We start from the raw sequence: 17,754 nt of genomic DNA, 5'->3' as shown, positions 1-17,754 counted from the left end.
ATCTCCTTTATTTCTTTAACAAACGCCTAAATAACAGTATAAGTATCGCATATATTATTATAACCACCGCAAGAGTCAACATTCTTTCTGCATTGCTGCCATCAGCTAAAAATACCGGACCTAATCCAAAAAAAGTGACAAGTACAAAGCTTGTAATCAGTACTATATATAAAACAGTTTTCAACATCATCTCACCTTACAATCTTTATGATAACAGCTTTTTAATATATACCGCTATCAGTATAAGCATACTATGATTACTCTTTGTAAATATCCCCTTCTTTATTCTTAATAGGGCTATAATAATGCTTCCGACACACCGGCCTATATCTGTCATTCCCTCCAATTTCTATCTGCTTCCCTTCATAAACCCCGTTACCATTTTCATCTATCCTCAAATTCATAATCGCTTTTCTATTGCAGTACCAGCATACTGTTTTTATTTCTTCAATTTTATCAGCATAAATCAGCAAATATTGGCTGCCTTCAAACAAATTGTTTCTAAAATCATTCTTAAGCCCATAAACAATCACGGGAATATCATATTCATCCACTAGCACGGTCAGACACATCACTTCATCTTTGGTTAAAAACTGCCCTTCATCGATCAAAATGCAGTATGGTCTTTCTTTCATCAATAATTCATTAATGTTAAACAACTTCTCCGTCGGCATTGCCTCTCTTTGCAGCCCTAACCTTGTAGTGATCTTCCCAACACCATATCTATCATCAATGCTTGGAGTAAATAACCACACTCTCTTACCTTGTTCTTCATAGTTATGCGCCACTTTCAGCAATTCCAGAGACTTTCCCGAATTCATCGCTGAATACCTAAAGAATAATTGTGCCATATTTCACCTCCAAAATACTTTATGCTATATATAATATATCACTTTTTCTTCTATTTAAAAACTTTCTTATTCATTAGGCACAAAAACTTTTAAAGCCTTATTTATAAACCTGATTTTGCTTGGCATAGCGTTCGCTTTTTCCCCATCAATACTTACGTTAATATCCGTATTACACTCAAATATGCATTCTGCTGCCCTCAGCTTCTCAACATGCGGATCATTTAACGACTTATTGCTTAATACATTAAAAAACAAACTTGCAAGATCCACATGGGAACAATGCTTAATTAATATCATATCCATCATGCCATCGGTAATATCAGCTTCTTGTAGAAGATTTGAAAATCCCGCCGCATGCTTGCCGTTTAAAATAAGAAATAGTAAAATATCTTTCTGCAGTACGCAATCTTCGGTTCTAATCTTTATTGAAAAAGGCTTTAAGTTTGCAGCTTCGCTAATCGCTTTTAAGTAATAGGCAATTCGTCCGAAATTCTTCTTTAGCTCACTATCCGTATTGAACGATACATCAACAAATAATCCTCCTGCACATGTACTTAAAAAGTAGGTTTCTTCATTGATTAGTCCAACATCAACAGCCGTTACTTTTTGAGATAAGATAACGTCAATACATTCCGCTGTGCTGTCAGGCAGATTTAAACACCTCGCAAAATCATTACATGTTCCTGATGGAATAATACCAACCGGAACATCCGCAGCTGCTTTAAATAAAATATTCACAACAGAATTTACGGTGCCATCACCACCCGATATGATTATTAAATCATAATTACCTTGTTTTAGAACATCATTGAGCTTGTCTGCTGAACTATACTCAAATCGAAATGGCTGAACCAATATATCTTTTTGCTGGAAGCGCCCAATAACCAAGTCTAACTCTTCAGCCATACTGGAACTTCCCGACAATGGATTGTATATTAACAATGCGTGTTTCACATTTATCACCTCAAAAAAAAATTTGACTCATAAATTTATTATCCCTATAAGTACCCTATATTTTCATTATTCCACATATATTAATAAATTCCTGCAAATCTTTCAGATTTGTTTTAAACGTGCTAAATCATCAATTAAGAATGTATGTCAACAATTAGTATAAACCTAACCCATCAATATTTTGAGATAACCGCTTACAAAGCTGCTTGTCCAAGTCTTTCAACAAAATTTTTCTTTTCTTTAGCTTTATATAGTGCACTATCCGCAACTTTGATGAACTGGCCTATATCCATGACTTCGTTTATAGAAGCTACACCAATACTAATAGTAAGTTTTATAGTAATATCTTCATATTTAAATCTATGTTCCCATATATTGCTTCTAATTTTATCAGCAAATTTCATCGCATCCTCAACATTTGTGTCCGGCAGCAGGATTGTAAATTCTTCTCCTCCCCATCTGGAAAGTGTCTCTGTATTCTTAACATTCTCTTTTAATACTGCCGCTATTTGTTTAAGTACTTCATCTCCTGCATCATGACCATATGTGTCGTTTATCGGTTTAAAGTTATCTATATCAATCATAAGAAGAGAGAGCGGAGTGTTTCTTGTTCTGACCTTTTCCATTTCATCAATTATTCTCATATAGAAACACCGTCTATTTTGTATTCCGGTAAGCGCATCTTTATATGAGTTATTATATAGTTCCTGGATAATACTACCGTATTTTGAAGCAAAAGCTGCATCAATCAATGCCATACTGAGCCATATAGGTATTACATACTGGTCTTTAACCCATAGGGTTATGATGCACCCAAAAGCATGTAGACTAAAAACCTTAAATGGCAAAATGAGCGGAGAAAATCTAATAAAAAAATTATCCATAAACAGAACCTCCTTTTTATGCATATATATAAACAAAAAAGGCATATGTGATTACATACACCTCCAAATAGCTAGATATTGATTACATTTCGGCAACCTGGCAATCGTAGAAATAGATATTCCCTTAGACCCATAGCTTTGCGGCCTTATCTTTCGATAAGTGTGCTATTATCGATGTACACGAACATCCTATATTCACTTATATCCAAAGCCCGCATCAGGACTATGGCCTTGATATAATCAGAACCGTGGCACTATTATATCTATCTTTTTATAAAAATAAAAACTTCATATTATACCATATTTATCCAAATTTTCGGAATATCAATGTGTATTGTAATATTTATCCATATTTCTTTTATTTATATTATAATGATCCAATTAAATACCAAAATATAGGTACTGCTTAATATTCTCGTTATTATACTAAATAATCTCATAAATACTATAGAGACAATCCTTATGTCCTTAATGACTAATACAAAAATATAAAGGTATACGCGTAATAAAAAAGACAGGAGAAATTACTGATCCTGTCCATCGGTTATTTATCAATATTCGTTTATATAGAACTAACATGATATTCTATTACTCTGTACATCAATTGGAATAGTAATTTTAATGATGTCTTCTTGACGTTCTATATTAATATACCCATCCTTTGGAGTAGAAACTCCCATATCATTTATAGCATTTAATAAATCTTTTATAAGGTTTTCCCTTTGATTTTCATTTGTAATAATATTACTTAGCTTATTCATCAATGCTCCCCCTTACGATGTTATCGACATCACTCCAGTACTTTAGTCTTATAATCAATAGTTCCGCAGACCTATTCAAATATTATTATATATCTACCAACAAATATTGTCAATAAAACGGATATCTTGTCGAATTTTGGTGTTTTTGTTATAATAGCTGATTTTTATTAAAAAAGGTTCAACACTAAATTTTGCGAATCAATAAAAATTCCACAAATTTTAATGTTGAACCTTTTTAATTATGCAATTGGTCTTTATTTCTACTGGAACGACTGGGTTTACACTCTACTATTCCCTATCTTCAGGCATATCCCAGTTATGGTAGACGTTTTGCACGTCATCAAAATCCTCAAGCAATTCGATAAGTTTATTCATCTTCTTGATGTCATCTTCAATTTCCAAAACTGTCGTCGTTTGCGGTACCATCTCCACACCGGCAGATGCGAAGGTATATCCTTTTTCTTCAAGCACGCTGTAAACTTTATGAAAATCATCGGGAGCCGTATTAATCTCATAAAAATCTTCTTCGACAGCCATATCTTCCGCTCCGGCCTCAAGCGCTTCCATCATTAATTCGTCTTCATCAATATCATCGGCTTTTTCAACAATGATAACACCTTTTTTATCAAACATAAAGGATACACACCCGGATGTACCCAGATTTCCACCGTACTTATCAAAAAAGTGTCTCATTTCTCCGGCAGTTCTGTTTTTATTATCTGTCGCTGTCTCAACAATCACGGCGACACCGGAAGGGCCATATCCTTCATAAACAATCTCTTCATAATTTGCTCCGCCCAATTCTCCCGAAGCTTTTTTTATACTTCTTTCAATGGTATCATTAGGCATATTGTTGGCTTTAGCCTTGGCAATAACATCTTTAAGTTTTGAATTTACCGCTGGGTCCGGGCCACCTTGTCTTACGGTAATAGCAATTTCTCTCCCCATTTTTGTAAATATTTTGCCTTTTTGTGCGTCTGATTTTTCTTTTCTATGTTTTATATTAGACCATTTCGAATGTCCTGACATGGCACATCCTCCTCCTTCACAATTCGGATATATTTTAACACATCTACCGATCAATGCGCAAGAAAAAAGCGCTGAATATTTACGTTCAACGCTTTGTATTCTTTACCAATGCCAACACATGGTAAATTAATGCGTCACAATAATAATATTGCTGCAATCACTGCATTTAGTGCCATATTATTATTCATGCCTCTCATATTTCTGATACCTCTGGTTCTTATTGCTGCATTATTATATACATAGTCGGTTTTATTGATTCTTCCGAAAGAAAATAAGCCAAATCCATATTGTGAGTCTCTTCCGACATCTCCCAGGTCCTCAGAATATATATGAAGAAGTAATCGAATCTCTTCCGGGGTCAGCCTTCTTTTATATCTTCTGTATCCTTTGGATTGAAGTAATGTAACCGCACCGGTAATCATCGGCGTAGCCATGGATGTTCCGCTCAATGTAGCATAACTGTTATCCATATAGCATGAATAAATGTCCTTACCGGCAGCTGCTATCTCTGCTTCGGAACCAACAGAACTGAAATCGGTTCTCTTTTTATTGGTATCTACTGCTGTAACAGCCACTGTCTCATCGAACCGGGCAGGATACCCGATGGTATCTCGATCTCCTTCTTCACTGATCCCTTCATTGCCTGCAGCACATATTAAGCTGATGCCGCTGCGGCTGACCTCTGAAATGAGCTGCTGATATTCTTTGGTGAAAGACTGTGATGAAAAAGACATATTTATGACGTCCACATTTCTTTCTGCCATCCATTGGATACTGTCACGAATCGCGTTGAATTCAGCGGAACCATCCTTATCAAAAGCTTTTGCGATATAAAGATCTGCTTCCGGCGCCACGCCTACAATACCTATATTATTGCGTTCTGCTGCAATAATACCGGCTACATGCGTACCGTGCCCATTATCATCCGTCGCATTCTTTCTATCGGATGTTGTAAAGTTTACATATTCTTTTATTCTTCCCTGCAGGTCTTCATGATTTAAATCAATACCCGTATCTATGATCCCTACTTTAATGTCTTTCCCTCTGGTTTCTCCCCATTCAAGCGGAGCCCCCAGCATTTCTACCCCGTAGTCGATGACTTCCTTTTTTTGAGAATCACGTATATCCAATACTTTGTAATCACTTATTTTAAAATTCACGATCAACCCTCCTTTTACTAACTGCATACTATGTTTACAAAAATATTTGTGCTTCTTGACTACTCAACTATATTAAAAATAGTTGAAGCACTACCGAAAATTAATGCTGACGTCTTATCATATAAGTAATGGCACATGATGAAAGCAGCAACATATTTCAACAAAACAAAAGAACCTGCTATATAATATGCATCTTATGTCAAGATTGACAATGCATATTACATAACAGGTTAAAATAACAGGGTTGATCAATAATTAATTCTCAATCCTTTAGGATAATGATTTTTTAGTGTACCACCGACTACTTTCCCCCATCCAAGAGGATAGCCATCTACCAGGACTGCTGTCCATCCGTTTTCTATATCTGCTTCCAATGTTTCTCCCCTCAAATATTTTAGAATCTCCTTACTATCGGATGTATATGAGACACTCCGTATAAAGTCTTTCTTACGAAGTGCCATCGCTAATGAATGGGACGGCTCAAAGCGGTTCTTTTTAAAAATACCGAGATGTAAACCGGGCCTGATGAGCTTGACTCCTTTTAAATGAGATACTTTATTTGAAACCAAATAGAGGTGATCACCAAACAGAGACAAATTCCCATCGAGACTGCAAAGAAGATTTTCTTGTTGAAAACCAAGATATAATTCAAGGTTCTTTTTATCCACAACAGACATGCTTTTATAATTACTATTTTCTAATGCAGTACCGCTTTTCTTCAATAACGCTGCAAAGTGCCCTTCACCTCTATATTTATGAGGCCAAATCCGGCGGCATTTCATTAGATTCTCGGTACCGTTGACCCATTCAGGTCTTCCCCTTTCAAGGTTAAGCAACCCTGATATATCACATAGGTCAAATTCCGTGTACCTTTGCAGAAATTGCTTAATCACTCCTTCATTTTCTTCAGGTGAAAAGGTACACGTAGAGTAAACCAGTTTTCCTCCAGATTTCAGCATCTTTTGCGCATCATCCAAAATATTTAGTTGCCTCTTGGCACAAGAAACAGGTGTATCCGTATTCCATTCACTGCATGCATATGGCTCTTTTCTAAACATTCCTTCTCCGGAACAAGGCGCATCTACCAGTACTTTATCAAAAAAATCATTAAAGTGTTTTGATAGCCTGTCCGGCGACTCATTTGTAATGATAGCATTTTTGACGCCAAAACGTTCCATATTTTCAGCAAGAATAGATGCCCTCGAAGAAATGATTTCATTGGATACCAATAAACCTTCCCCTTTTAACGCACATGCGATTTGCGTGGATTTACCGCCCGGAGCCGCACACAAATCAAGCACGATTTCTCCCGGCTGGACATCCAGCGCTTTTACAGGCATCATGGCCGACGGCTCTTGGATATAATACAAACCCGCACTATGATACGGGTGCTTTCCGGGTTGTTCCTCAGTACTATAATAGTATCCTTCTTTTATTTCCTCTATCGGTTCAATTTCAAATGGCGATATTCTGGCAAAACCCTCACTAGAAATTTTCAAAGTATTGATTCTAAATGCAGAATTCTTTGGAGCTTTATACGCCTCCACAAATTCTTTATATTCATCTTTTAACAAACTTCTCATTTTCAGAAGAAACTCTTCCGGTAATCCGTTCATTTTATCACCCATCACTTATTTTGCTGATAAACCTATGTTTAAATTCAATTTTCTTTAACTTCTCTTGCGAACCAATGTATGTATCCACACTTTTTACAAGTGAGTGTTACTGCCGAATCATTTAGCCAATCCATATCAAAAAAAGTTGCTCCTCTTGTATTTAACAAAGCGCTTCCTTTATGAAAACGATCATGCTTGCAATAAATACATATAATTTGTTCACCGTCTTCAAAAGAAAATTTAAAACCTTTTTCTTGTTTTTCTTTCTCTTTTTTCATTTTTTCAGCTTGTTCCTCAGCACGCTTTGCTAATTCTTCAATCTGCTGCTTGGTATAATACATTTGTTTCACTCCTTTTTTATCTGGTTGAATTTCTACACAATGAGCAAGGCTTTCAGAAAATAAACTCTGAAAGCCTTGTTTGAATATTGGTGCACCATCAGGGATTCGAACCCGGGACACCCTGATTAAGAGTCAGGTGCTCTACCAACTGAGCTAATGGTGCTTATCTTTTTTACACCTAGTATTATAAATGACTTGCTTAAATATGTCAATGATTTTTAAGATAATAAAACCACAAAACGCATCACCCGGTGCATTACTATAATATATGCGGGCGGACAGAGTCGCCCGCCCCTACAAAAGCCTCATTGACAGCGTAATATATAGCTTTGGAAACTATAAAAGATCATTTTTATCTTGTTTTTAGATACTATTCAACTTACTTAACCCTTCTTTTGCCAATGTCATTAATAAATTTACGTCACTTGACCATAAGTTAAGGGTCATTCCTTTTTTAATATATACTTCCAACTCATCAGTAGACATTAAATGTATCCCTGAAAACTTATTATTCTTTTTTGCACTGGCAATGATTTTATCTACAGCTTCAATGAATCTCGGATGATCTTTTTGACCCATGATTCCCATGTCCTGAGTTAAATCATTTGGCCCTACAAATGCAGCATCTATCCCTTCAACTGCCATTAACTGCTCGATATTTTCCACCCCTGCAACTGATTCAATTTGAAGCATTAGGATGGTTTCCTCATTTGATTTCTTCATATAATCTACAGGAGTCACTTTCTCATATCCCGTATGCATTCTTGTTAAAGATACGCCTCTATTCCCTAATGGCGCATACTTCGCATATTCCACCAATGCCTTCGCTTGCTCTACAGTTTCGGTACTTGGAAGAAGGATTCCTGCTGCTCCTGCATCCATATATTTTAGTACTGCTTCCCTTTTCACTTCATTAATTCTTACTAATCCAGGAATTCCTGCCATTCTGGCAAGGCCAAATAATTTTGCTACTGCAGCGAAATCAAATGAACCATGTTCGCAATCTACGATAAAGAAATCATATCCGCACACTTTCAAAATTTGTGCTAAGTCCGGATTATCAAATAATGTAACCATTGCTCCTGTTACCTTTTTGCCCTGTCTCAGTCTTTCCTTTAAATTGCTCATGATAACACCATCCTCTTTTTTATTATATATATTATCTTTCGATATATTCCATTTCACCCATATACATTAAAACATCTTCATAATACGGCAATCCTTCATTATCCCCGGTTACACTCACTACCATAGCACCTATGGTATTGGCGAATTTCAATGTTCTCTCAAGGCTCCAACCATTCATTACACCATAAATAAAGCCTGCATCGTAACCGTCTCCTGCGCCAACCGTATCTACAACTTTACGCTCTTTTACCGGGGGCGATTCTATATACTCGCTGCCATAGGCACCGACTGAACCGTCTTTCCCTTTTTTAATTGAAACATAGCCGGCACCATATTGATAAAATCGCTCAACAATCTTCTTCGGTTCATTCGTGCCTAACAATAATTCTGCCTCATCAATACCTGTTAATACAATATCAACATATGGTAGAAAAGAAGTCAGCACTTCCCTCGCTGCTTCCTTACTTTTCCATAGCCGCAGCCTGATATTTGGGTCGAAGGAAACAAGTAGATTATGTTCTTTCGCCAGTTCCAGCGCGCGCTGCATAATAGGAATATAGTGTTCGGCTATCGCAGGAAAAACCCCTGTAATATGCAACAGCTTTGCTTGTTTGAAATAGTCAGGATTAAGATCATCCGGTGTCATTGTCGTAGTGGCCGTTCCCTGACGATAATAGAATATCCGTGCGCTGCCATCTTCCAAAATCTCTTTAAAATTTAACGCTGTAGGATAATCATTAACAAATTTCACCTGAGACATGTCCACACCTTCACTTGCCATGAATTTCTTGACAACCCGCCCAAATTCGTCTTTGCCTAATCTGCTTATCCAACCTACATCCAATCCTAATCTCGCGCATCCGACGGCAAAGTTTAACTCAGCTCCACCTACTTTACGGACAAACGAGTTGACAAATCGCATAGGTCCCTTAGTAGCAGGGTCCATTGTAACCATACCATCTCCAATTGTAATAATATCAGCCATCTTTTCACCCCCTTGAATTATGGCTTATTGTAATAAATCCTTACGAACCGGCGTAAAAATATCAATAATCACACATTCCTCAATGACCTTCACCCTATGAATTTCATTAGAGGGAATATAAAGGGTCTCACCCTGCCCTATAATTCTTTTTTCACCGCTTAACTCAAATTCTACAATTCCTTTTTCCAAATAACTAAGCTGTTCTTCAGGATGCCGGTCTATATCACCCTGGAAGTCTTTTGGCAGTTCAACTTTAACCATCATTAAAGATCCACTGCTGCTTAATACTGTTCTTTTAACCATGATCTGATCCCATATGCCTTTCATTTTACTTAAATTCAACTCTATCCAAAAATATATTAACGTTACTGTCCAGGCTACAAACTATTACAGCAAATCCGGATTGATTAATTTTGGAATATATAAAGCCACATCCGGAAAATACGCAATAAAAATCAGAACTACCAGTACGACGAGAAAATAAGGGATTACTGCTTTAAACGATCTCTCAATGGATAAATTTCCAATAGATGATGCAATTAAGAGACACAAGCCATATGGTGGAGTAATAAGTCCGATAGCTAAAGTGATAACCGTTACAATCCCTAAGACAACAGAACTAATTCCGAGTTTTAAAGCAACCGGCAGCAACACCGGAATAAATAAGATCATCGCAGGAATCGCATCCATAAAAGTACCCACAAATAAAAAGAATGCGATCACAATGGACATAAATAACCATCTATTCGTAATATACGCAGTGAAAAACTGTTCTGCTGCTGTTGCCACTTTGTAGTATCCTAACAATTCGCCCAATGCACTTGCCGCAGCTAATGCAAAGAGTGACAGAGAACTCAACTTGAGGGTCTCTACCAGAATGCCCGGTATATCCCTAAACTTAAGCGTTTTATAAAAGAACATACTAACTATAAATGCATAAAGCGATGCAAAGGCCGCCGCTTCTGTTGGCGTATACCATCCTGTAATAATTCCTCCAATGATGATAACAGGAGTTAACAATGCGGGAAAAGATTCATAAAAAAGCTTTAAGAATTTCTTCACTGAGGCTCTTTCGTATCTAGGAAACCCTTTCTTTAAAGAAATAATATAAACAACCGCCATCATGCTCAAACCAACAAGAACACCCGGAACAATCCCGGCAAGAAATAAAGAGGCTATAGAAGCATTGGTTAATCCTGCATATACGATCATGGGTATACTTGGCGGGATAATAACCCCTATGGTTGAAGAAGCCGCCGTAACCCCAACAGCAGTTTCTTTATCATATCCTGTTTCAATCATATTCGGAATCAAAATTTTTCCGACACCTGCGGTATCAGCAGTGGACGAGCCCGATACCCCGGCAAAGATCATTGACACCAGTATATTGGCATGGGCTAATCCACCCCGGATATGTCCCACAATAGAAATTGAAAATTCAATGAGCTTTTGTGAAATTTTTCCGCTATTCATGATATTTGCCGCTAAAATAAATAACGGCACAGCCAATAACACAAAAGAATTTAGTCCATTTACCATTTTCATAGGTACTGTAATTTCAGGTATATATGGAACCGCTAGAATTCCCATTAACGCAACGATTGCAATCACAAATGCAATAGGAACGCCAATGACAATCAGCAACATAAATAAGCCCACTAAAAGTATTCCACTCATTGATTAATTCGCCTCCTCCCGGTTTAATGTTCTAATATTATTCATTAAATGATCTATCGCATAAATGGACATAGACAATCCCATCACAGGCACACAAAGCCAAACATAGCCCATCTTTAGCATAGGAAGTGAAACCCATTGATAGTTCCAAAAGTTTTGTACCGTAAGAATGCCGTAAAATAGAATCGCTAAATTAAAAATTAGTAGAATAACATTAACAACGATGTCTTGATAAACTTTTGATTTCCCTTCTAATTTTTCAGATAATAACGTAAAGCGAAAGTGTTCTTTGTGATGCATCATAATAGATGCTCCCATGAATACCGACCATATAAACGAGAAATTCGCAACTTCTTCAGTCCAAATGACCGAAATCCCTAAATATCTGGAAAATACCTGAATCATAATTGCCACTACAAAAATAGAAAAACATATAATTCCAATTGCTAACTGCACTTTTTCAATAAACTTGATCATCTATCTTTCTACCCTCCTATTCAATATAATAAAGATACGACAGGGATCCTCCCCCTGCCGCACCCTGCTTATAACAATTATTTCAAATCTCTTATTTGTTTGAGCAAATCTTCTGCTCCCATGTCTTTTGCTGCCTCATCTTGAATAGGTACGGCCAGCTCAATAAATGGTGTTCTATCAATCTCATTAATGACTGCGCCTTCAGCAACAGCTTTTTCTTTATATTCTTTTTCTTGAGCTAGTAACGATTCTCTTTCAGCATCAACAGAAGCTTTGGCTGCATCTAAAAGAACTTGTTTTTGTTCGTCTGTTAAAGAATCAAACTTTTTACCATTCATCAACAAAAATCTGGTTGTATAGTCATGTCCGGTTTCTGTTGTATACTTTCCGTTTTCTGTTTTATGATGGTTTTGTTGAACAAAATACGGATAAGCATTTTCCGAAGCATCTACTGTCTTTTGCTGCAATGCCTGATACAGTTCTCCCCATGCTACGGAAGTGGGAATTGCACCGGTTTTTAACCAATAGTCGGCAACTACACCCGATGTTTGGGTTCGAATTTTAACTCCCTTTAAATCAGCCATTGATTGTATAGGTTTCTTACCATAATAATGTCTAACACCCGCAGACCAATATCCTACGATTTTAAAATCATTATTTGATTTTTCACTGATGATCTCTGTCATTTTTTGTCCGACTTCACCATCAACAACCTTCTCCCAATGTTCATAACTATCAAATAAATACGGTAACGCGAACAAGTCTACTTCTTTTATACCGGTCTGAGTCATAAAGCCCGGAGAAACAACGACAACATCTGCTGCTCCCAGTTTTAACTTTTCTACTAACTCATTTTCACTTGTTCCTAACGTACCTGCGTGAACTTCTACAGTGATATTGCCATTTGAATTACTTTCTGCCACCTCTTTGAATTTCAACAAACCGACTTGATAAGGATTGTCGGGAGATGTTTGGTTATGCGCAGCAACAATCTTTAACGCACCCTCTTGTTTGCCGCCTTCCGGCGTTTCGGCATTCTGAGCACCACAACCGGCTAACATGGCTGATACCCCCAGCAGTACCGCTACAGATAATGATAGAACTGCTTTTTTCATTGTTCTTCCCTCCGTTATTGTTATTAGTTTCATATTTATAAAAATTCTTTTTAATGTAATTGAAAAAGCGTATCCTAATTGGTACTTTTTAGATGTATTATAGCCTTTTCAATCATAAGAATTTTTATACTGATGGATTAATACAATTATGCCCTTATTATTTAGTAAATATAATAATTATAAGAGTCTTATGCTTTTTTTCTGAATCCGCAAGAGTCTCGAATAATCAATTGGCATGGAAAAATTTGCTGTACGTATTTTTGTGATTTGCTGTTTTCAATATGTTGTATCAGCAGTTCCGCAGATCTAACACCGATTTCATAAGTAGGCTGTGCAACAACTGTTAGGGGAGGTTCCACTAAGTGTGCTGTTGGAAAATCATCAAAGCCGATCAATGCTACATCTTCAGGAATCTTGATCTTTTTCTTTTTGATATAAGTTAATACTTCCATGGTCATTAAATCGTTTATAGTAAGTATTGCTGTAGGCGGATTTTCATTATTCCATAAGCTATCCAATTGTAAGTCCGCTTCGGAATGTGATAAGAATTTTACTAACTCTTCGTCTATAGGTATATCATGTGCTTTAAGCGCTTCATAATATCCTTGTATTCTTTCAGTTCTTGCGCTGATTAAAGACCCTTCCGGCACTATCAGAGCAATTCTATTGTGTCCAAGCTGAATTAAATGTTCTATTGCCATGAACGCACCTTTACGGTTATCGGAATAGACCGCGTCGGTTTCCAAGTCATTAAATACGCGATCAAATAAAACAATCGGAAATCCACTATCAATTTCTTGTTTTAGCACATCATTATTAGCCCCCGTAGATGCAATAATAATTCCATCCACCTGCTTCATTTGCAGCATATGAATATATGCTCTCTCTTTAGTGGGTTTATCATCAGCATTACATAATATTACATTGTATCCATGCTTTTGACAGTAATCCTCCACGCCTCTGCTTACAGCAGTAGAAAATGGATGAAGAACATTCGCCATGATAATACCTACTGTATTTGTTTTTTTCATTTTCAAGCTTCTTGCTAAAGCATTCGGCTGAAAACCTAATTCTTTTATTGCTTGTGCAATGCGTTGGCGTGTGTCCTCAGACATAAACTCATAACGTTTGCTTAAAAATTGCGAAACCGTACTTTTCGAAACACCTGCTTTTTGTGCAACATCTATCATTCTAACCTTTGCCATAAACATCCCCTTCTCCATCTATAAGAATTATAATTAACTGAATGGTATACCAACCTACAGATATGTCAATACCTGAATATTATAACATTTACATTTATAAAGTATAATTCTTATTTATATCTTTTGTACGTATCGCAATTTTTGGTATAATATATGTTTGAACATTAATAAACCGGTTTATTATCTGATTAAATAAAAATTTAGCAATTAATACTATTATTTTTTAAATCATATGTAACAAGCAATTTAATAAACCGGTTTATTAATTGATATTATATATGAATTTCTTATTGTTTTCAAGACTTTTTTATATTTTTTTAACTTTATCTTTAATAAATCGTTTTATGTGACTATATTCACATGCATATATCATATAATCAATCATTATATTCGAAAAATCTATCTGTTTAGTTAGTAAATCGGTTTATTTATTACTTTACTAGCAATGAAAAATACAAACAATATATAATAAAGCCCTGGATTGAATCCAGAGCCAATAAATATAAGTGGAAATGAATTTTCATTGATATCTTAATTATTTTGCAAACACATGCTTTCCGATTCTTTTTATAACGGGCCTGCTATATATCCAATTACTAGTCGTCTTCGCGGGATTATAATAATAAATCGCTCCACCGGATGGATCCCACCCATTTAACGCATCTTGGGCTGCTCTAATAGAATCGGACTGCATATTTGCATGGACCTGTCCATCAGTAATCGCTGTGAATGCTCTGGGCTGGTATACAACCCCTGCCATGGTATTCGGAAAAGATGGATGCTGCACTCTATTTAGTATCACCGCTCCAACTGCTACCTGTCCTATGTACGGCTCCCCTCTGGCCTCACCATTGATGACTCTTGCCAGTAGATTCACATCTCCGGATCTGGAAGTAGTGGTTTGTGTAGTGCCCCTACCCGTTGGCAGCCCGAGTGCTGCTAGAGTCTGAGGGCCTGCAATCCCGTCTACCGTAAGATCATTTTTTTTTTGGAAGCTTCTAACTGCCTGTGAGGTCCTCCATCCATAAACGCCATCAACTTTCCCTTTGTAATAGCCCCATATCGCTAACTTATATTGTATATCTTTTACTTCCTGCCCCCGTGAACCGTATTTAGACAATACAGATTCTGTCGTCCATGTTTTATAGTAATAATAGCACGAACCACATGTGACAGCTAAAATGAGTATTGATACAACAAATTTTTTCATAAGCAATAATCCCCCTCAATTTCGCATACTTGTTAAAAATATTTTTTGCTAAATGAGAGAAAATATACATAAAAATAGTTCACAGTTAACAGATTTTTATTTCTCTGTGAACCGTGAACTGTGAACTGTAAACTAATTATTCACTTTCTTTTTCACTTCTTCTTTGATCTTATTAATAAATTCTTCAACCGACATCACACCTTGATCTCCCTCTTTACGGGATCTTACAGCTACAGCCCCGGATTCCATTTCCTTATCACCTATTACAAGCATATAAGGTACTTTTTCCAGCTGGGCCTCACGGATCTTATAACCGATTTTTTCATTTCTTAAATCGGTTTCCACACGGATACCTGCCTGTTCAAACTGTTTTTGCAGACCTACTACATATTCATGATGTTTATCGGCAATCGCAAGAATTTTAACCTGTACCGGTGCCAGCCAAGTTGGGAAAGCACCTGCATAATGTTCAGTTAGTATTGCAATAAATCTTTCAATGCTGCCAAAAACAACTCTGTGAATCATAACCGGTCTATGCTTTTCTCCATCACTGCCGGTATAATTAAGATCAAATTTTTCCGGCATCTGGAAATCAAGCTGAATGGTACCGCACTGCCAGGTACGTCCTATAGAATCTTCAAGGTGGAAATCAATCTTAGGTCCATAAAATGCACCATCACCTTCATTTACTTTATATTTCATTCCTTTTTCCTCTAAAGCTTCTCTTAGGCCCCCAGTAGCGACTTCCCATTGTTCTTCCGAACCCATTGAATTCTCCGGTCTTGTTGAAAGCTCAACATGATAGTTAAAGCCAAATACACCGTAGAAATAGTCAATCAAATTAATTACATTGATAATTTCCTGCTTTATTTGTGAAGGAAGCATAAATATGTGTGCATCATCTTGGGTAAAACACCTTACTCTCATCAAGCCATGCAGCGCGCCTGACAGTTCATGTCTATGAACTAATCCCATTTCCGCCATTCTCTGCGGCAAATCTCTGTAAGAATGCATTTTGCGTTTATATACCAGCATACCACCAGGACAATTCATGGGCTTAATAGCGAAATCACCTTCATCAATTTTAGTAAAATACATGTTTTCTTTATAGTGGTCCCAGTGTCCGGAACGATGCCACAAATCTTCATTAAGGATAATAGGTGTCTTGATCTCCTGATATCCCCACTTTCTGTGCTCTTCTCTCCAGAAATCCTCCAATATATTTCTTAAAGTCATGCCTTTAGGCATAAAGAATGGAAATCCGGGTCCTTCTTCTAATATGTTGAACAAGTCTAATTCTCTTCCAAGCTTTCTGTGATCTCTCTTTTTCGCTTCTTCTAATCTATTCAAGTACTCATCCAGGTCGCTTTTTTTAGTAAAGCAAGTACCGTAAATTCTCTGAAGCATTTTATTTTTCTCGCTGCCTCTCCAGTAAGCACCTGCGACATTTAATAATTTTATTGCTTTCACTTTACCCGTCGAAGGAATATGAGGTCCTGCGCACAAATCTATAAAATCTCCCTGCTTGTAGAAAGATATCACCGCATCTTCCGGAAGGTCGCGAATCAACTCAACTTTATAGATTTCTCCCTTTTCTTCCATTAGCTTAATTGCCTCTTCCCGCGGAAGCTCCATTCGCTCTAGCGCAAGATTTTCTTTTACAATCTTTTTCATTTCCCCTTCTATCTTTTCAACAATTTCCGGAGTGAAAGTCTTATCTACATCAAAATCGTAATAAAAGCCATTGTCAATGGAAGGCCCTATCGCTAGTTTCGCTTCAGGAAACAGCCTCTTTACAGCTTGAGCCAATATATGTGATGTCGTATGTCTGAAAGCATGCTTTCCGCCATCATCTTCAAAGGTCAGCAAGCTAACACTACAGTCCTCATTTAATGCATAGGCTAAATCTTTTACCTGTCCGTCAACCAGACCGGCCATCACCACTCTAGCAAGACCTGCACTGATGCTTTCCGCAACCTGCATTACTGTAGTACCCTTTTCATATTCCTTTACCGAACCATCTTTTAAAGTTACATTAATCATTTGGTTGTCATCCTTTCATTTATTATAAAATTATTAATCTTTATTACCATTCTTCATGGTTTTAAAAATACAAAAGACTCTGTCCTTAAACTATTTAAGGACGAGAGTCTTATATCCCGCGGTTCCACCCTAATTGAAAATCCACTTTACTACCAGGTATATTGAGCATACCGGTATGATTATAACGTAATCAACATAAAGATGCTCCAAGGCGGTTTTCAGTTATGCATACCTAGCATCACTCTCAGCCATGATGATACCTCTCTTAGGGCTGTATATAACTTACTCTTCTCTTCATTGCATTGTTTATTATTCATT

The 17,754-nt window shown here is 36.8% G+C and carries 18 protein-coding genes, 1 tRNA gene and 1 riboswitch; all 19 genes read right to left on the bottom strand.

The annotated features are described in order from the left end of the window. Window positions 1-7: 7 nt before the first annotated feature. Window positions 8-190: a hypothetical protein gene (locus tag QKW49_RS00280; RefSeq protein WP_282865595.1), complete on the bottom strand. Its 183-nt coding sequence runs from the start codon at window positions 188-190 to the stop codon at window positions 8-10. Window positions 191-257: 67 nt separating this feature from the next. Beyond that, a complete protein-coding gene (locus QKW49_RS00275) occupies window positions 258-851 on the bottom strand; it encodes a thymidine kinase (RefSeq protein ID WP_282865594.1) in 594 nt (197 codons plus the stop codon). A gap of 66 nt (window positions 852-917) precedes the next feature. Further along, a complete protein-coding gene (locus QKW49_RS00270; protein ID WP_282865593.1) occupies window positions 918-1,805 on the bottom strand; it encodes a YegS/Rv2252/BmrU family lipid kinase in 888 nt (295 codons plus the stop codon). A 194-nt stretch (window positions 1,806-1,999) separates the two neighbouring features. Beyond that, a complete protein-coding gene (locus QKW49_RS00265; RefSeq protein ID WP_282865592.1) occupies window positions 2,000-2,689 on the bottom strand; it encodes a GGDEF domain-containing protein in 690 nt (229 codons plus the stop codon). An 88-nt stretch (window positions 2,690-2,777) separates the two neighbouring features. Next, a riboswitch (cyclic di-GMP riboswitch) is annotated at window positions 2,778-2,866 on the bottom strand. Between the two features lie 395 nt (window positions 2,867-3,261). Further along, window positions 3,262-3,450 (bottom strand): hypothetical protein, encoded by a 189-nt coding sequence (locus tag QKW49_RS00260; RefSeq protein WP_282865591.1) that lies wholly within the window; start codon window positions 3,448-3,450, stop codon window positions 3,262-3,264. Between the two features lie 288 nt (window positions 3,451-3,738). Then, window positions 3,739-4,479: a YebC/PmpR family DNA-binding transcriptional regulator gene (locus QKW49_RS00255; protein ID WP_282865590.1), complete on the bottom strand. Its 741-nt coding sequence runs from the start codon at window positions 4,477-4,479 to the stop codon at window positions 3,739-3,741. A gap of 134 nt (window positions 4,480-4,613) precedes the next feature. Beyond that, complete coding sequence (locus QKW49_RS00250; RefSeq protein ID WP_282865588.1) at window positions 4,614-5,639, bottom strand: S8 family peptidase; 1,026 nt, start codon at window positions 5,637-5,639, stop codon at window positions 4,614-4,616. 248 nt (window positions 5,640-5,887) lie between these two features. After that, a complete protein-coding gene (locus tag QKW49_RS00245) occupies window positions 5,888-7,255 on the bottom strand; it encodes an RsmF rRNA methyltransferase first C-terminal domain-containing protein (RefSeq protein WP_282865586.1) in 1,368 nt (455 codons plus the stop codon). A gap of 44 nt (window positions 7,256-7,299) precedes the next feature. Next, a complete protein-coding gene (locus QKW49_RS00240; protein WP_282865585.1) occupies window positions 7,300-7,596 on the bottom strand; it encodes a hypothetical protein in 297 nt (98 codons plus the stop codon). Between the two features lie 87 nt (window positions 7,597-7,683). After that, a tRNA-Lys gene (locus QKW49_RS00235) sits at window positions 7,684-7,759 on the bottom strand. Between the two features lie 200 nt (window positions 7,760-7,959). Continuing rightward, a complete protein-coding gene (locus QKW49_RS00230; RefSeq protein WP_282865584.1) occupies window positions 7,960-8,724 on the bottom strand; it encodes an aldolase/citrate lyase family protein in 765 nt (254 codons plus the stop codon). Window positions 8,725-8,755: 31 nt separating this feature from the next. Beyond that, window positions 8,756-9,709 carry a sugar kinase gene (locus QKW49_RS00225; RefSeq protein WP_282865583.1) on the bottom strand — a complete coding sequence of 318 codons (954 nt, stop codon included), beginning with the start codon at window positions 9,707-9,709 and terminating at the stop codon, window positions 8,756-8,758. A gap of 24 nt (window positions 9,710-9,733) precedes the next feature. Continuing rightward, window positions 9,734-10,012, bottom strand: a complete 279-nt coding sequence (locus QKW49_RS00220; protein WP_282865582.1) for a cupin domain-containing protein — start codon at window positions 10,010-10,012, stop codon at window positions 9,734-9,736. An 84-nt stretch (window positions 10,013-10,096) separates the two neighbouring features. Then, a complete protein-coding gene (locus tag QKW49_RS00215) occupies window positions 10,097-11,386 on the bottom strand; it encodes a TRAP transporter large permease (RefSeq protein ID WP_282865581.1) in 1,290 nt (429 codons plus the stop codon). A gap of 3 nt (window positions 11,387-11,389) precedes the next feature. After that, window positions 11,390-11,863: a TRAP transporter small permease gene (locus QKW49_RS00210; protein ID WP_282865580.1), complete on the bottom strand. Its 474-nt coding sequence runs from the start codon at window positions 11,861-11,863 to the stop codon at window positions 11,390-11,392. A 77-nt stretch (window positions 11,864-11,940) separates the two neighbouring features. Further along, window positions 11,941-12,978, bottom strand: coding sequence for a TRAP transporter substrate-binding protein (locus tag QKW49_RS00205; RefSeq protein WP_282865579.1), 1,038 nt, complete (start codon window positions 12,976-12,978; stop codon window positions 11,941-11,943). 188 nt (window positions 12,979-13,166) lie between these two features. Further along, window positions 13,167-14,183, bottom strand: coding sequence for a substrate-binding domain-containing protein (locus tag QKW49_RS00200; RefSeq protein WP_282865578.1), 1,017 nt, complete (start codon window positions 14,181-14,183; stop codon window positions 13,167-13,169). A 535-nt stretch (window positions 14,184-14,718) separates the two neighbouring features. Continuing rightward, the gene (gene sleB / locus QKW49_RS00195; RefSeq protein ID WP_282865577.1) at window positions 14,719-15,393 is read right to left on the bottom strand and encodes a spore cortex-lytic enzyme; all 675 of its coding nucleotides are present in this window, start codon (window positions 15,391-15,393) and stop codon (window positions 14,719-14,721) included. A 132-nt stretch (window positions 15,394-15,525) separates the two neighbouring features. Then, window positions 15,526-17,436, bottom strand: coding sequence for a threonine--tRNA ligase (gene thrS / locus QKW49_RS00190; protein WP_282865576.1), 1,911 nt, complete (start codon window positions 17,434-17,436; stop codon window positions 15,526-15,528). Window positions 17,437-17,754: the final 318 nt, after the last annotated feature.

Origin of the sequence: Petroclostridium sp. X23, assembly GCF_030013905.1 — a bacterium.
GTDB lineage: Bacteria > Bacillota > Clostridia > SK-Y3 > SK-Y3 > X23.
The sequence above is the reverse complement of the archived record's forward strand: the minus strand, read 5'-3'. Positions and strand labels throughout refer to the sequence as shown.

What these genes read in the sequence shown, in the direction of transcription:
- QKW49_RS00210 (WP_282865580.1), bottom strand. Translation starts at nt 11,863, where the DNA reads ATGATCAAGTTTATTGAAAAAGTGCAGTTAGCAATTGGAATTATATGT.
- QKW49_RS00260 (WP_282865591.1), bottom strand. Translation starts at nt 3,450, where the DNA reads ATGAATAAGCTAAGTAATATTATTACAAATGAAAATCAAAGGGAAAAC.
- thrS (WP_282865576.1), bottom strand. Translation starts at nt 17,436, where the DNA reads ATGATTAATGTAACTTTAAAAGATGGTTCGGTAAAGGAATATGAAAAG.
- QKW49_RS00255 (WP_282865590.1), bottom strand. Translation starts at nt 4,479, where the DNA reads ATGTCAGGACATTCGAAATGGTCTAATATAAAACATAGAAAAGAAAAA.
- QKW49_RS00275 (WP_282865594.1), bottom strand. Translation starts at nt 851, where the DNA reads ATGGCACAATTATTCTTTAGGTATTCAGCGATGAATTCGGGAAAGTCT.
- QKW49_RS00245 (WP_282865586.1), bottom strand. Translation starts at nt 7,255, where the DNA reads ATGAACGGATTACCGGAAGAGTTTCTTCTGAAAATGAGAAGTTTGTTA.
- QKW49_RS00215 (WP_282865581.1), bottom strand. Translation starts at nt 11,386, where the DNA reads ATGAGTGGAATACTTTTAGTGGGCTTATTTATGTTGCTGATTGTCATT.
- QKW49_RS00200 (WP_282865578.1), bottom strand. Translation starts at nt 14,183, where the DNA reads ATGGCAAAGGTTAGAATGATAGATGTTGCACAAAAAGCAGGTGTTTCG.
- QKW49_RS00225 (WP_282865583.1), bottom strand. Translation starts at nt 9,709, where the DNA reads ATGGCTGATATTATTACAATTGGAGATGGTATGGTTACAATGGACCCT.
- QKW49_RS00205 (WP_282865579.1), bottom strand. Translation starts at nt 12,978, where the DNA reads ATGAAAAAAGCAGTTCTATCATTATCTGTAGCGGTACTGCTGGGGGTA.
- QKW49_RS00220 (WP_282865582.1), bottom strand. Translation starts at nt 10,012, where the DNA reads ATGGTTAAAAGAACAGTATTAAGCAGCAGTGGATCTTTAATGATGGTT.
- QKW49_RS00280 (WP_282865595.1), bottom strand. Translation starts at nt 190, where the DNA reads ATGATGTTGAAAACTGTTTTATATATAGTACTGATTACAAGCTTTGTA.
- QKW49_RS00230 (WP_282865584.1), bottom strand. Translation starts at nt 8,724, where the DNA reads ATGAGCAATTTAAAGGAAAGACTGAGACAGGGCAAAAAGGTAACAGGA.
- QKW49_RS00240 (WP_282865585.1), bottom strand. Translation starts at nt 7,596, where the DNA reads ATGTATTATACCAAGCAGCAGATTGAAGAATTAGCAAAGCGTGCTGAG.
- QKW49_RS00265 (WP_282865592.1), bottom strand. Translation starts at nt 2,689, where the DNA reads ATGGATAATTTTTTTATTAGATTTTCTCCGCTCATTTTGCCATTTAAG.
- sleB (WP_282865577.1), bottom strand. Translation starts at nt 15,393, where the DNA reads ATGAAAAAATTTGTTGTATCAATACTCATTTTAGCTGTCACATGTGGT.